Genomic DNA, 13,905 nt, shown 5'->3' with positions numbered 1-13,905 from the left:
TGACAGGGGAGCGCAAGGCGCAAAAATTCAACTAGAAAATCCAGCTCGCAAAGGATCCGTTATGTCCTCCCAAGTCACAGCCGTTCTGCCCGCAGACAAAAGCGTGTCGGGCGGAGGAGGCGGTGGGGGAGGTGAAACGGAGGGGCTGGAGGCTCCCGAACCTTCGGAAACCAATGAGCGCGAATTTTCGCTTCCCGTCCTGTCGGGCATGGCCCTTCTTGTTGGCATTGTCGCTGCCTTCGGCGCGATCGTCTTCAAGTTCCTGATCGCCGGTATCTACAATCTCGCCTTCTACCAGACCTTCTCGTTCGACTACGATCCGAATTCCTTCGGAGAGCCGAGCCCGCTCGGGCCGCTCGTCATCCTTGTTCCCGTCATTGGCGGTCTGATCGTGGTGGCGCTGGTGCGGGCATTCGCGCCGGAAGCCAAGGGCCACGGCGTGCCCGAGGTCATGTATGCGATCTATCACAAGGGCGGCAATGTACGCGGTGTTGTCGCCATCGTTAAATCGCTGGCCTCGGCGATCTCCATCGGAACAGGTGCGTCGGTTGGGCGCGAGGGGCCGATCATCCAGATCGGTTCTTCCTTCGGATCGACCATTGCCCGGCATCTGCGTCTCGTGCGGCCGCAGAAGATTACGTTGCTTTCGGCGGGGGCGGGCGCGGGCATTGCGGCCACCTTCAACACGCCGCTCGGCGGCGTGCTCTTTGCAAGTGAAGTGCTTTTGCCGGAAATCTCGCCGCGCAGCTTTCTGCCGGTGGTCATTGCCACTGCAACTTCAACCTATGTCTATCGGCTCGTCATGGGCGGAGAGACGGCCTTTATCGTCCACGCATTGTCGGAGGTGGAGTTCTCGGTCGTCAATTTCCATGAAATCGGCCTTGCAGCGCTTACCGGCGTGATCATGGGCGTGGCTGCCTACACCTTCGTCAAGGTGCTGGCCTTCATGGAGGACTGGTTCGAGGAGCTGCCGCTCAACGCCTATGTGCAGAACATCATCGGCATGCTTGCCGTTGGCCTGATGGGGTACGGTTTCTTCCTGGCAAGCGGACATCATCATGTTCTGAGCGTCGGCTATTCGACGATCCAGGACATCTTGTCGGGCGGAAATGCGAGCATCGTTCTCCTGGTCGCTCTTTTCGTGGGCAAGCTTCTGGCCACTTCGATCAGCCTGGGGGCGGGGGCGTCAGGCGGCATCTTTTCGCCCAGTCTGTTCATGGGCTCGACGCTGGGGGCGGCAATCGGCGCTGCCGGCGCCATGGTCTTTCCCGATGCGGGCATTTCCGTGCCGACCTTCGCCATGATCGGCATGGGCGCGATGGTGGGCGGGGCAACAAGCGCCGCCATGACGGCCATCGTCATGATCTTCGAGATGACGCGTGACTACAACATCATCCTGCCGCTGGTGCTTGCGGTCGCCTTGTCGATCGGCATCCGCCGGGCCCTCGTCGTGGACGACATCTACACGATCAAGCTGCGCAATCGCGGGCGTCCTATCCCCACGAACCGCACCACAAACATGTTCCTGGTACAGCCGGTGACGGAGATCATGAACCGCGATTTCCATGTGCTGCCGGGAGATATGAAGGTTGCCGAGGCGCTGAAGCAGATCGATGTCAGCACCGCGAAGCTGATCGTCACCGACGGGCAGCGCATTTCCGGCTTCATCCGGCTTGGCACGCTGAGGGCCGACATGGAAAAGCTCGGCAAGGAGCGGCTCGATTCAATCTCCTCCAATGCCTTCATCATGGCGGCGGAGCGGAGCAATCTCAACGATGTGGTGACGCGCATGAGCCGCAGGCAGCGCTCTTACGCCATTGTCATCAAGGGGAATCGCGGCGTGCCGCGGCCCGACGAGATCGTCGGTGTGATCGATAGGGAAGAGCTTGCCCAGTCGGTCATCCGCAACCACTACGGTTGAGAGCCGGTCAAGCAGCCTGGCTTGACGATTACGTTATATCGCCGCTCTTGCGGTGGATGCCGATGGCGCGGCCGGCCCGTGGTGGCCACGGCAAGGCCGCGTGGCGCGCGCGCATCGCTTCGATATTGCCCAGAATGTCGGCGGGGAAGGGGGCGACTTTCGGTCCTGACATGTCCACATGCAGGGTCAGCACCTCCGAGGTGGCGGCCAGCCATCCATCCACATGGCGTAGCTCCTGGAAGACATGCAGGCGCTTTTCGTCATGGTCGATCAATTGCAGCGTTCCGCGCACCCGGTCGCCCAGGTGCAGTTCGCGAATATAGCAAATATGGATTTCGGCCGTGTAGGTGGTGAGCCGGCGGGTGGCAGCATAGGAGGGGCCCATGCCAAGCGCTACGGAAACCTCGTCGCTCGCCCGGTCGAACAGCACATTGTAATAGGCCATGTTGAGGTGGCCATTATAGTCGATCCAGTCCTTTTCTAGGGCAAAGATGCTGGAAATCTCGGGGCTGGGTTGAGGCATGTGCAGGTCGGTTCGCATCCGGCTTTGACAGTGTCGGCGCTCGCCGCGCGCTGGCGCAAGACAGGACGGGCGCAATGGTGCATAGAAGCATAGAGCATTTTGCAGCCGGGTGGAATCATCCGATGCCTGCAGAAATGCGGAAAAAACAACGGGATAGGGCGCCTTTTGTTTGTGCGGGTGCACGCCCGGCGTTTCTAGGACGGGGCGTCCCATCGATGAACCCGAAGGCTTATGGAGAAGGCTATGGCGCTTGCAGAACTTGAACAGGTTTCCCGCAATGAAGAGGGTATCGCCACGGCGCTCGGCATTCTGCGGCAACGGTTCGGCGAGCGGCTTCTGACGGGACAGTCGATCCGCGAGCAGCATGCGCATACCACGACCTATATTCCTGCCCAATTGCCCGATGCGGTGTTTGCTGCCGGGGATACGCAAGAGGTTCAGGAGGTCGTACGGATTTGCGCCGAGCACCGTGTCCCCGTCATCCCCTTCGGCACGGGAACTTCGCTCGAAGGCCATGTGAATGCGCCTGGCGGCGGCATTTCCATCGACCTGATGGGAATGAACCGCATTCTTTCCGTCAATGCGGAAGATATGGACTGCACAGTGGAACCGGGGGTCACGCGCGAAGATCTGAACCTGCATTTGCGGGACACGGGTCTGTTCTTCCCGATCGACCCTGGCGCCAATGCCAGCCTCGGCGGCATGGCGGCGACGCGGGCCTCCGGCACCAATGCGGTACGCTACGGTACGATGCGGGACAATGTGGTGAGCCTTTCGGCGGTGATGCCGGACGGGCGCCTGATCCAGACAGCACGGCGCGCCAGAAAGACGTCCGCCGGTTATGATCTGACACGCCTTCTCGTGGGCGCGGAGGGAACGCTTGGTGTGATTACCGCGCTGACGCTTCGGCTTTACGGCATTCCGCAGGCGATATCGGGAGGGGTGTGCCCCTTTCCGGATGTGGAACGTGCCTGCCAGGCCGTGATCACCACGATCCAGATGGGAGTGCCGGTCGCCCGTATCGAATTCGTCAATGCGCTCGCCATGAAGGCGATCAATGCCTATGCCGGCCTCGACTATTCTGAAAGCCCTTGTCTGTTTCTGGAGTTTCATGGGAGCGAGGCCGGGGTGAAGGAACAGGCTGAGACCTTTGGCGAGATCGCGGCAGAGTTCGGCGGTGGGCCGTTCCTGTGGACGAGCGTTGCCGAGCAGCGGACGAAGCTCTGGAAAGCGCGCCACAACGCCTATTGGGCCTGCGTGGCGCTGCGTCCCGGGGCGCGGGGTCTCTCAACGGATGTGTGCGTCCCGATCTCGCGGCTTGCCGAATGCATTGTCGAGACGGAGGCGGACATTGAGCGTTCGGGACTTCTCGCCACCGTTCTGGGGCATGTGGGGGATGGCAATTTCCATGTGCTGGTCATGATGGATATGGACGACCCGAAAGAGGTCGAGGCGGCGGAGGCCTTCGTCGCGCGGCTCAATCGGCGGGCCCTCTCGATGGACGGGACCTGCACCGGCGAGCATGGAATCGGCCAGGGCAAGATGCGCTTTCTCGAAGAGGAGCTGGGCGAGGCTGTCGACGTCATGCGTGCGGTGAAACAGGCAATCGATCCGCATGGCATCATGAATCCCGGCAAGGTCGTCGGGGCAAGACGCATATAAGCCGAATTTGTGCGATCATTCCGAGGAGGCCCCTTTATCGTCATCGAAATCGCACTACTGTGCGGTGGGTGATGGGAGAAGGCTGAGGAGAAGCAACTGGCCCGGCTGTTCGTATTTTTCGGTGGACTTGTTGTGCTGGCGCTCACGGCGGCGCTGGTTGCTCCTTATTTCATCGATTGGAACCATTATCGCTCGGCCTTCGAGCGCGAGGCGGGACGGGTGCTTGGCCGGGAGGTGCGCGTGGAGGGCACGGCGCGGGCGCGCATGCTTCCCTTTCCCTCGCTGACATTCACCGACGTGGTTGTGGCCGGCGAGACGCCGCAGGCCCCGAGCATGACCGTGGAGGAATTCTCCATGGATGCGGAACTCGCGCCGTTTCTTCGCGGCGAGGTCCTGATCTTCGACATGCGGCTTGTGCGACCGAAAGCCAGGATTTCGGTCGCTGCGGACGGGGCCATCGACTGGGCGGTTCGCCCAACGGGGCCATTCGACGCGCGTCAGGTGACGCTCGAGAAAGTGTCCATCGTCGATGGCTCGGTGGACCTCATGCATGCGGCAAGCGGGCGCGAACACCGGCTGACCAATATCGATGCCGATCTTTCAGCCCGCACGCTGGCGGGGCCGTGGCGGATATCCGGGCACCTCGATTTCGATGAGCTGCCGATTGCCGTATCCGTCGCCACGGGCAGCGTGGACGAGAATGGCGCCATGCGGCTGCGTGTGGAAGCCTTGCCCGATACGGTTCCGGTTAAGATCGCGGCGGATGGGCAGGCCCGGATTGAGGAGGGCGTTGCGCGCTATGACGGCACGTTTTCACTCAACACCTATGCGCAGCAGGAGATGGACAGGCTGCGCGGCAGCGACGGTGAAACCTTTGCATTGACCGCTTCTGCGGCCACCAATCGGCTTTCCGGCCGGTTTGGACTGGTTCATGATCGCCTCATGGTCGAGGAATTCCGCTTCGAGACCGGGCCGGCGGACGCGCCTTACCGGGCTGAAGGAACGGCGAGCCTCGAACTCGGCGATGCGCCGCGCTTCGACATTACGGCGAGCGGGGCGCAATTGCGTTTCGAGCCGGATGCGCAGGCTGAAAATGCAGTCGCTGGCATTGATCTTGAAAAGCGGCTTGCGGCGCTTGCCGAGATTCTGCAATCGGTGCCGGAACCGGGCATTCCCGGCAAGGTGCGCATCGACCTGCCGGCCATTGTGGCGGGTGACACGACGATCCGCGATATCGAGCTGATGGCGGAACCCGCAGAAGGCGGTTGGTCGGTTTCCTCCATGGCCGCGACGCTTCCGGGGCGAACCCGTTTCGAGGGGCGGGGTCTGCTGACGACGCGCGATGCGTTTTCCTTCAACGGTCACATGCTGCTTGCCATATCGCAGCCCTCCGGCTTCGCGGCCTGGATATCGCGCGAGGTGGACGACGCAATCCGCAGGCTTCCGGCGGCGGGTTTCAGCGCTGACGTATCTCTTACCGGCGAGCGCCAGAGTTTCGAAAATCTCGAACTCGTCTTGGGAGCGGCGCGTTTCAACGGGCGCCTGGAACGCGATCAGCCATCGGATGCGCGTCCCTCGCTGGCGCTTACATTGGACGGCGATGCGCTCGATTTCGACGGGATCAGGGCATTTTCCTCGCTCTTCGTGAGCGACACGGGCATCAACCGGCTGGCCGGCAGCGATGTCGATCTCTCGGTGAAGGCCGGGCCAGTTTCGGCTCTCGGTCTTCAGGCGGACAGGCTCGATACCGCGTTGCGGCTGAGAGAAGGTGTGCTCGAAATTGACCGTTTGACGGTGGGCGGGTTGGCTGGCGCGCAGCTGAGCGCCACCGGCCAGGTGAAGGATTTTGCTTCCGCACCCACGGGCCAGATCGACGCGACGGTGGTTTCGACCGATCTTTCGGGTTTCGTTGCGGCCCTTGCGGCGCGGTTTCCTGAAAACCTTTTGCTTGCTGGTCTTTCGCAGCGCGCACTCGCATTTCCGGGATTGCTTGCCGACACGGAGCTCAATCTCGTGGCGAGCGCTGCCGACAATGGCGATGACACGGTGGGAATGGCCGTCAGTGGGGAAGGCAGGGCGGGTGGAACCGACCTCAGTTTTTCCTTGTCCGATACCAGCCCGCGAAATGCCGCGCTCGACGGCCGCTTCAAAATGATGCTCACCGCGCGCAATGACGATGCCGCCGTTCTTTACGGGCTTGCGGGGCTTCCCGCTCTGCCGCTGGGGCTTGCCGGAGAGGCGAAGCTCGAGGCGAGCGCGGAAGGGTCGCGCGTGGATGGCATCGCCACGAAGGCGAGCATCGCGGGCGAGGGGCTTTCTGGGGCATTCGATGGAACATTGTCCCTTTCGGGAGACAAGCCTTCGCTTTCCGGCAAAGCGGAACTGAAAAGCGACGACCTCGAACCATGGCTGGCCGTCGCCGGCACGACGTTGCCGGGGTTCGGTCTCGGCATGCCCGTCGATCTCTCCGCTGAACTGGAGTGGAGCGAAGGGCTCGCGGTTCTTTCCGCGCTCAAGGGCAATGTGGTGGACAGCGATGTATCCGGTGATCTCACCATCGGTTTGAAGGATAGCCTTCCCGACGTGGAAGGATCGCTCGAACTCGCCAGTTTCGATCTCGGCCCTGCCGCCGAACTGGTTCTTGGCACGAACGCATTTTCGGCGGAGGCGGGAAATGTGTGGCCGGAGGTTCCTTTCGGGCAGGAGGTCGTTCTCCCCTTTACAGCCGATCTCGATCTGCGCGCCGATGCGCTGTGGGTCGGAGATTGGGCCGGCGCACGCAATGCGGCCATGAAACTCAAGCTCGGCGAGGAAGGACTTTCGGTTTCCGATCTGAAAGCAGAGATTTATGGAGGCACAGTCGAAGCGTTTGCCACGTTGCGCAACAATGCCGGTACAGGGCTTCTTTCCGCTCAGCTTGGTGTAAGCGGAGCGGCGCTCGACGCGCTTCTGCCGGAGGCAAGCCTGGCAGGAACGACCGATGCGCGCGCGAGCCTGACGGCAAGCGGCAAGACCGTGAATGGCATGGCTGCCTCCTTGACCGGTTCGGGTTCGGCCATCGCGCGCGATCTTGTCATAGAAGGGCTTAATCCGGACGTCATCGGGACGATCCTCGAACAGGCGGACCGGATCGGCAACGCCATTACCGCCGAGCAAGCTGCGGATTTCGTTCCCGAATTGGTGCGCTCGGGCAGTTTTGCCGCCGGCGAGGCGGAATTCGCGTTCACGATTGCCGGCGGTACGGTGCGCACGCCGCCCATAAGGCTTTCCGTGAATGGCAGTGTGCTGTCGGCGGAATTGTCCGCCGACCTGAAAACCCTGAACCTGCGCGCCTCGGGGCGGCTTCTTTACGATGCTGGCCGCGAGGCTGTGGTGGGCGCGGATCCGGCTGTTATTTTCGAGATTTCAGGCCCTCTTGGGGAGACGATCACGGAGATCGGAACCGGACCCATGGCCCAGTTTCTGACCCAACGCGCCCTGGAGCGCGAGCAGGCCCGTGTGGAGCGCATGCAATCTGTGCTTCTGGAGCAGCAGCGCCTGCGTCGCGAAGCGCGCTATTTCACCGCCTTGGAACAGGAACGGGAGCAGGCCGAGGCCGAGCGCCTGCGCAAAGAGCAGGAACTGAGGGAGCGACTGGAGCGCGAGAAGCGCGAACGCGAAGAAGAAGAGGCACGCCGCAAGGCTGCTGCGGAGGCCGAAAGGCGCGCTCAGGAAGCGGAACGGGCGGCAAAGGCGCTGCGGGAAGCCGGCGAAAGCCGTCCCTCGCCACCTTCAGGAGGTTCGGACGTTGAGCGGGCACCCCTTTCAGCGCCTTCCGGCACCTCGTCGTCCGGAACGCCGAACTCGCCCGATGCGATCTCCGAATTCTTCCGTGCAAAGGAGCTTTCCGCCGACCGTTTGCGTGAACTGCTGCGCTCGACCGACTGATCCGCCTGCCGGCGATCAGGACCGGCTGCGCTTAAGGTCTTCGAGAACCAGCAGGCGCAAGGCGGATGACAGATTGCTTTCGTCAGGACGTGCGGCGTCCACTTCCGCGATGAGCGCAGCGACAGGCATGGCGCGTTCCAGCGCGATGCGTTCAACCTCGGCGAAAAATGCAGGTTCGAGCGAAATGCTCGTGCGATGTCCACGAATGCTGACGGAATGCTTCTTCACGCCCATCAGCGGGGCTTCGCCTCGCCATCGGGCAACAGGCGGTGGCCTTCCAGGTGATTTTCCGCGAGTTCCGCAAGCTTTTGCTCGCGCTTCCTCTCCGCTTTGGAGCGACCGTGCAGGGCGCGATTTTCCGCGGCGCGCTGTTGTTTTTCCTCACGCGTCTTGCGTTTACGGATCTGGCGAAGGTTGACGACCTCGCCCATTGTTCACTTCTTGCGAAATGCGTCGAGCGAGACGACGTCCGCACCCTTGGTTTCGGATTTTTCACCGTCGGCGTCGTCTTGTTCTGCCGCTTCCTCGGAGGTCGCGCTTTCGGGGGCGGACGGTGCGTCGCCTTCGACAACTTCGTGCAAGGGCTGGGGCTCGGCGGTGTCTTCCTCTGGGCGTACGTCGAATTCCAGCTCGAAATTGACCGACGGATCGTAGAAGCCGCGTACTGCGGAGAAGGGGATCGACAGCATTTCCGGCACATCCGCAAAGGACAGGCCGACTTCGAAGCCCGTCTCGGTGACTTTCATATCCCAGTACTGATACTGCAATACGATCGTCATCTGTTCAGGATAGCGTTCACGCAGACGCGTCGATATCCGAACGCCCGGCGCCGTGGTCAGGAATGTGATGAAGAAATGGTGCTCGCCCGGCAGGCCGGTGCGGGCCACCTCGGTCAGTACCTTTCGCATCACACCACGCAGGGCGTCCTGTGCGAGAATGTCGTAACGGATACGGTCTTCGGCCATCGTAGGAACCGGGTTTGTGAATCTTGCCATACCTCTAATGAAGGAGTGTGCCGAGGTAAACCGGCAAAAGCCGCAATGGTTCAACCGAAGTTTCTTCAAAAACGACAAAATGCCAGGTGCAAAGGCTCGCAGGCCCGGTGTGCCCTCGGTTTTTTTCTGGATACGACATGGGAAAATAAAGTGGAGGCTTCTGTTGCCAGGTGCCTCCGAACCCCGCTTAGACCTGCGACGGCCTAAGGCTTGATTTGAAGCTATCGCGCCGCATTAAGCAGCGAGACGTGCCTCCGCATAGTTGTCGTTGGCAACTATAGAGTTTAGCCCGATAACGGTGGTACCATGCCGAGCGAAAGTCCGATCTTTACACCCTCGTCGATCCTGTTTCGCCCCCAGCAGAAACCGCCCTGCGATCATCGCCTTTCGGCGGTTTCTGGTGGAGGCGCCGGGCACTGCCCCCGGGTCCGAATGGTTTATTTCACCGGCAGTTTATCGCCATAGTCAGTCAAGCCGACGAGGCGAATATAGTGAGGCTCAAACGTCATGGAAAGGGGCTTGCGGGGGAAAAGGGATTTCGGGATTGACTTGACGTCATCCATTGCGGAATCTCTCTTCCGGTGTGGTGAAGTTTTGACGAACGTGCAGGTTGCGTTAGCGGCCTGCGGTTGAAGCGGGGCCACGATCTGCAATTATGGGAAGAGATCATGGCTGATTATCTCGCGGACGTTAAGAAGTACGACGCAGGCGCCTCCGAAGACGCCGTCAACAAGATCGTGAAGCATCTGGGCATTGCGCTTCGCAGTCGCGACGCCTCGTTGGTTTCCTGCTCCGATCCGAGCGAACTCGACCGGGTGCGCGAAAGCTGGTGCATGAAGAAACTCGGCGAAACCGATGCCGGCAAGTGCGATTCGACCATTCAGAAGGTCTGCGAAGCCATGTCGGCCGACCGTTCCAAGAGCCGCGTGACGTTCTACTATCTCGTCGCCAAGGATCTCGGGAAGCTCGCAACGCTTTAGAGCGTGCGCATCTTTTCGGTGCCAAGGGACGCTCTGGCTTTTTGTTCTCCGCATTTATGCGGATTGAGGTGAAGTAACCTGACCGCAAAATGTTCTGAGCGCCGCCTGTCATCCGGGCGGAGATGTCCGGCATCTGCAACAAAAGGCTTGTTTCTTTCAAGCGATTGAGCGCCTTTCCCGGCTTCGGGGAAGGCGCTTTCTGTATGTACCTCCGCACATACAAGGATATCGGGCAGGGCCGTTCAGCTCGGAATGCTTCGGGATTGCCGTCCATGTGGACGGACGCCGGTTTTCCTTTCCGTTGCCGTCTGCTCGATTATGATGGCGCCTTCACACGACAGTCCGAATCGGTTTGCCATGCGCCAATATCTCGATCTTCTTTCCCATGTGCTCGAACATGGCGTCGACCGCGGCGACCGCACGGGAACAGGCACGCGCGGTATTTTCGGCTATCAGATGCGCTACGATCTGGGCGAGGGGTTTCCCGTGCTCACCACCAAGAAGCTGCATCTGCGCTCCATCATCCATGAGCTTCTGTGGTTTCTAAAAGGCGATACCAATATCGCCTATCTCAAAGAAAACGGGGTTTCGATCTGGGACGAATGGGCCGATGAGAATGGCGATCTCGGTCCCGTCTATGGCGCACAATGGCGCTCATGGCCAACGCCCGACGGCGGGCATATCGACCAGATCGCCCGCCTTGTCGATGGTATTCGCAATAATCCCAATTCGCGCCGGCATGTGGTTTCGGCCTGGAATCCCGCCGAAGTGGACCATATGGCGCTTCCGCCATGCCATTGCCTGTTCCAGTTCCACGTCGCTGAGGGGCGGCTTTCCTGCCAACTTTATCAGCGTTCGGCCGATATCTTTCTCGGCGTGCCCTTCAACATCGCTTCCTATGCCCTGCTTACGATGATGGTCGCCCAGGTGACGGGGCTCAAGCCGGGCGATTTCGTGCACACGCTGGGGGACGCGCATCTCTATTCGAATCACTTCGATCAGGCGCGCGAGCAGCTGCAGCGCAGCCCGAAGGCCTTGCCGGCCATGTGGATCAATCCGCAGGTCGACGATCTCTTTGCTTTCCGTTTCGAGGATTTTCGTCTTGAAGGCTACGAAGCCGATCCGAGCATCCGCGCGCCGATTGCGGTCTAGGGTATTGGCATGGCTGAGAAACGAATGGACCATTTGATGCCCGAGGACTGCACATGTTCAAGAGGTCCGCTATGAGCATTGAACTTGTGGTCGCCGTTTCCGACAACGATGTTATCGGCAGTAGCGGCGATATGCCCTGGCGGCTTTCGACGGACCTCAAGCGCTTCAAGGCGCTGACGCTCGGCAAGCCGATCGTGATGGGGCGCAAAACCTGGGAAAGCGTCGGGCGGCCTTTGCCGGGTCGGCGCAATATCGTTATCACGCGCCAGACTGGGTATCGCGCGGAAGGCGCGGAGTGCGTGGGTTCGCTTGAGGAGGCGCTGGCGTTGGCTGGCAGTGACAGCGGAGATGTCGCCATTATCGGTGGCGGCGAGATTTATCGTCAGGCGATGGCGTTTGCCGACAGGCTCCATGTGACGCATGTTCATGCACAGCTGGATGGCGACACCCGCTTTCCGCCGATTGCATCGAGCGTCTGGACGGCGGTCTCGAAGGAAGAGGTTCCAGCGGGTGAAAAAGACGATTATCCCACGACTTACGTGGTCTATGAGCGTCTTTTAACGAACTGAATCGGCTCTTTGCTGCAAAATCGCTGAAATCATGGCGGTCGCGGCGGCGCGCCGCGTTGAAAGCGCTTGCTGCGCTACCTATAACAGGCCGGATGGAGGAGCGGTCCCCTCAAGGGATGGCCCGGATCTAGAAAAGGAACACGAATGCCCTGGAACAATCAAAGCGGTGGAGGCGGCCCCTGGGGGGGCGGCAATAACGGAGGTCCATGGGACCAGGGCCCACGCGGACCGAGCGGACCGCAGGGAACGCCCCCCGATCTCGAGGAGATCATCCGGCGTGGCCAGGATCGCCTGAAGAACGCCCTGCCGGGTGGTGGCGGTATCAGCCCTGCGATGATTGCTCTCGTCCTGGTGGCGCTCGCGGGTCTGTGGCTCTTCAAGGCCGTCTATACGGTGCAGCCCGATGAGCTGGCTGTGGAGCTGCGCTTCGGCAAGCCGAAGCCGGAGCTTTCCGAACCGGGCCTTCACTTCCATTGGTGGCCGATCGAGACCGTCGAGCGCGCAACCGTGGCCGAACGGCTGGTGGATATCGGCTCCACGCGTGGCGGTGCTTCCAGCGGGCTCATGCTTTCGGGCGACCAGAACATCGTCGACGTGAAATTCTCCGTCGCCTATCAGGTCAGCGATCCGTCGGCTTATCTCTTCAATGTTGCCGGTCCCGACGAAATGCTTCGCCAGGTTGCAGAAAGCGCCATGCGCGAGGTGGTCGGCCGCCGGCCCGCGCAAGACATTTTCCGCGACGACCGCCAGGGCATTTCCGACGATGTGCGCACGACCATTCAGACCGTGCTTGACCAGTATGGCACGGGGCTGACCGTGAATGCGCTTTCCATCGAGGACGTGGCTCCGCCGCGCGAGGTGGCAGACGCGTTCGACGAGGTGCAGCGCGCCGAGCAGGATGAGGATCGTTTCGTCGAGGAATCGAACCAGTATTCCAACCAGAAGCTCGGTCAGGCCCGCGGTGAGGCAGCCCAGGCCCGCGAAGAAGCTGCCGCCTATAAGAACCGTGTGGTTCAGGAGGCCGAAGGTGAGGCGCAGCGCTTCATCTCCGTCTACAACGAGTATGCCAAGGCTCCCGAGGTCACGCGCAAACGCCTGTTCATCGAGACCATGGAAAATGTGCTGCGTGGATCGAACAAGGTGATTGTCGAGCAGAATGGAAGCGGGCCCGGAGTGGTGCCTTATCTTCCCTTGCCCGAACTTCGCCAGCAATCGCAGCAGCCGCGTCCGAGCGCGGGAGGTAGCAACTGATGTCCAACCGTCTCCCAATTCTGGCTGTCATCGGTGCGGTCATTCTCTTCCTGCTCTATTCGGCGATCTTCGTGGTCAATGAGCGGCAGCAGGCCATCGTCCTGCGCTTCGGCGAGATCGTCGACGTGAAGACGCAGCCCGGTCTCTACTTCAAGCTGCCGTTTGCCTTCCTCGAGGCCGACAATGTCCAGATCATCGAGGATCGCATCCTGCGCTTCGATCTCGACGACATTCGCGTTCAGGTCTCGGGCGGCAAGTTCTACGAAGTCGATGCATTCATCGCCTATTCGATCAGCGATCCACGCCGGTTCCGACAGGCGGTTTCGGGCAGTGTGCCTCTGGCCGAGCAGCGTCTGCGCACGCGTCTCGATGCAACCCTGCGCCGGGTCTACGGTCTGCGTGGCTTTGAATCGGCGCTTTCGGAGGAACGCTCCTCGATGATGCGCGAGGTGGCCGAAGACCTGCGTCCGGCAGCCGCTTCGCTCGGGCTCGAGGTCAAGGACGTGCGCATCCGGCGCACCGACCTGACTGCGGAGGTCTCGCAACAGACCTATGACCGCATGAAGGCGGAACGCCTTGCCGAGGCTGAACGGCTTCGCGCTCGCGGTCGTGAGGCTGCTGCCCGCATCCGCGCCCGCGCTGACCGTGAAGTGGTTGAAATCCTTGCCGCTGCCAATCGTGAGGCCGAGATCCTGCGCGGTGAAGGCGAGGGTGAGCGCAACGCGATCTTTGCCGATGCCTTCTCGCGCGATACGGACTTCTTCGAGTTCTACCGCTCGATGTCGGCCTATCGCGAGGCCCTCGATCCGGCGGGCACGACGATGCTTCTGTCGCCCGATTCGGAGTTCTTCCGTTTCTTCAATGACGCGCAGGGAACTTCGCGCCCGGGAGCGGGGCCCCGGATTGGCGCCCCAGCGCAATAGGG

General features: G+C 61.2%; 12 protein-coding genes and 1 other RNA gene. 8 read left to right on the top strand and 5 right to left on the bottom strand.

Translation table 11 applies throughout. The features are described 5' to 3' along the window. The first annotated feature begins 61 nt into the window (after window positions 1-61). Window positions 62-1,921: a chloride channel protein gene (locus NA8A_RS05080; RefSeq protein ID WP_009449561.1), complete on the top strand. Its 1,860-nt coding sequence runs from the start codon at window positions 62-64 to the stop codon at window positions 1,919-1,921. A 28-nt stretch (window positions 1,922-1,949) separates the two neighbouring features. Here NA8A_RS05080 and NA8A_RS05075 read toward each other — a convergent pair whose 3' ends face one another. Then, complete coding sequence (locus tag NA8A_RS05075) at window positions 1,950-2,444, bottom strand: thioesterase family protein (RefSeq protein ID WP_040671912.1); 495 nt, start codon at window positions 2,442-2,444, stop codon at window positions 1,950-1,952. A gap of 243 nt (window positions 2,445-2,687) precedes the next feature. Here NA8A_RS05075 and NA8A_RS05070 point away from each other — a divergent pair, with 243 nt between their 5' ends. Both NA8A_RS05070 and NA8A_RS05065 read left to right on the top strand, forming a co-directional pair. After that, the gene (locus NA8A_RS05070; RefSeq protein WP_009449559.1) at window positions 2,688-4,106 is read left to right on the top strand and encodes an FAD-binding oxidoreductase; all 1,419 of its coding nucleotides are present in this window, start codon (window positions 2,688-2,690) and stop codon (window positions 4,104-4,106) included. A 96-nt stretch (window positions 4,107-4,202) separates the two neighbouring features. Continuing rightward, window positions 4,203-8,033: an AsmA family protein gene (locus tag NA8A_RS05065; protein WP_276274602.1), complete on the top strand. Its 3,831-nt coding sequence runs from the start codon at window positions 4,203-4,205 to the stop codon at window positions 8,031-8,033. A 15-nt stretch (window positions 8,034-8,048) separates the two neighbouring features. Here NA8A_RS05065 and NA8A_RS05060 read toward each other — a convergent pair whose 3' ends face one another. The 4 genes from NA8A_RS05060 to ssrA all read right to left on the bottom strand — a co-directional run bounded on the left by NA8A_RS05060 (window position 8,049) and on the right by ssrA (window position 9,546). Next, window positions 8,049-8,267 carry a ribbon-helix-helix domain-containing protein gene (locus NA8A_RS05060; RefSeq protein WP_009449557.1) on the bottom strand — a complete coding sequence of 73 codons (219 nt, stop codon included), beginning with the start codon at window positions 8,265-8,267 and terminating at the stop codon, window positions 8,049-8,051. Further along, the gene (locus tag NA8A_RS05055) at window positions 8,267-8,464 is read right to left on the bottom strand and encodes a DUF4169 family protein (protein WP_009449556.1); all 198 of its coding nucleotides are present in this window, start codon (window positions 8,462-8,464) and stop codon (window positions 8,267-8,269) included. The genes NA8A_RS05060 and NA8A_RS05055 overlap by 1 nt, the downstream gene beginning before the upstream one ends. A gap of 3 nt (window positions 8,465-8,467) precedes the next feature. Beyond that, the gene (locus NA8A_RS05050) at window positions 8,468-8,998 is read right to left on the bottom strand and encodes an SspB family protein (protein WP_009449555.1); all 531 of its coding nucleotides are present in this window, start codon (window positions 8,996-8,998) and stop codon (window positions 8,468-8,470) included. Between the two features lie 179 nt (window positions 8,999-9,177). Next, window positions 9,178-9,546: a transfer-messenger RNA gene (gene ssrA / locus NA8A_RS24615) on the bottom strand. Window positions 9,547-9,696: 150 nt separating this feature from the next. On the opposite strand from ssrA, the gene NA8A_RS05045 reads away from it, so the two are divergent. The 5 genes from NA8A_RS05045 to hflC all read left to right on the top strand — a co-directional run bounded on the left by NA8A_RS05045 (window position 9,697) and on the right by hflC (window position 13,903). After that, window positions 9,697-10,008, top strand: a complete 312-nt coding sequence (locus tag NA8A_RS05045; protein ID WP_009449554.1) for a DUF2853 family protein — start codon at window positions 9,697-9,699, stop codon at window positions 10,006-10,008. 357 nt (window positions 10,009-10,365) lie between these two features. Further along, window positions 10,366-11,160 (top strand): thymidylate synthase, encoded by a 795-nt coding sequence (locus tag NA8A_RS05040; protein WP_009449553.1) that lies wholly within the window; start codon window positions 10,366-10,368, stop codon window positions 11,158-11,160. Window positions 11,161-11,231: 71 nt separating this feature from the next. Then, window positions 11,232-11,729 (top strand): dihydrofolate reductase, encoded by a 498-nt coding sequence (locus NA8A_RS05035; protein WP_009449552.1) that lies wholly within the window; start codon window positions 11,232-11,234, stop codon window positions 11,727-11,729. Between the two features lie 144 nt (window positions 11,730-11,873). Beyond that, window positions 11,874-12,980 (top strand): FtsH protease activity modulator HflK, encoded by a 1,107-nt coding sequence (gene hflK, locus NA8A_RS05030; protein ID WP_009449551.1) that lies wholly within the window; start codon window positions 11,874-11,876, stop codon window positions 12,978-12,980. Continuing rightward, window positions 12,980-13,903: a protease modulator HflC gene (gene hflC / locus NA8A_RS05025; RefSeq protein ID WP_009449550.1), complete on the top strand. Its 924-nt coding sequence runs from the start codon at window positions 12,980-12,982 to the stop codon at window positions 13,901-13,903. The genes hflK and hflC overlap by 1 nt, the downstream gene beginning before the upstream one ends. Window positions 13,904-13,905 lie beyond the last annotated feature (2 nt).

Origin of the sequence: Nitratireductor indicus C115, assembly GCF_000300515.1 — a bacterium.
Taxonomy (GTDB): Bacteria; Pseudomonadota; Alphaproteobacteria; order Rhizobiales; family Rhizobiaceae; genus Nitratireductor; species Nitratireductor indicus.
This window is presented reverse-complemented; position numbering and strand designations above follow the sequence as displayed.

Bases quoted from the DNA above. Each gene is read 5' to 3' on its own strand.
- NA8A_RS05055 (WP_009449556.1), bottom strand. From the start codon at position 8,464: ATGGGCGAGGTCGTCAACCTTCGCCAGATCCGTAAACGCAAGACGCGT.
- NA8A_RS05040 (WP_009449553.1), top strand. From the start codon at position 10,366: ATGCGCCAATATCTCGATCTTCTTTCCCATGTGCTCGAACATGGCGTC.
- NA8A_RS05050 (WP_009449555.1), bottom strand. From the start codon at position 8,998: ATGGCCGAAGACCGTATCCGTTACGACATTCTCGCACAGGACGCCCTG.
- NA8A_RS05045 (WP_009449554.1), top strand. From the start codon at position 9,697: ATGGCTGATTATCTCGCGGACGTTAAGAAGTACGACGCAGGCGCCTCC.
- NA8A_RS05035 (WP_009449552.1), top strand. From the start codon at position 11,232: ATGAGCATTGAACTTGTGGTCGCCGTTTCCGACAACGATGTTATCGGC.
- NA8A_RS05070 (WP_009449559.1), top strand. From the start codon at position 2,688: ATGGCGCTTGCAGAACTTGAACAGGTTTCCCGCAATGAAGAGGGTATC.
- NA8A_RS05060 (WP_009449557.1), bottom strand. From the start codon at position 8,267: ATGGGCGTGAAGAAGCATTCCGTCAGCATTCGTGGACATCGCACGAGC.
- NA8A_RS05075 (WP_040671912.1), bottom strand. From the start codon at position 2,444: ATGCCTCAACCCAGCCCCGAGATTTCCAGCATCTTTGCCCTAGAAAAG.
- NA8A_RS05080 (WP_009449561.1), top strand. From the start codon at position 62: ATGTCCTCCCAAGTCACAGCCGTTCTGCCCGCAGACAAAAGCGTGTCG.
- hflC (WP_009449550.1), top strand. From the start codon at position 12,980: ATGTCCAACCGTCTCCCAATTCTGGCTGTCATCGGTGCGGTCATTCTC.
- hflK (WP_009449551.1), top strand. From the start codon at position 11,874: ATGCCCTGGAACAATCAAAGCGGTGGAGGCGGCCCCTGGGGGGGCGGC.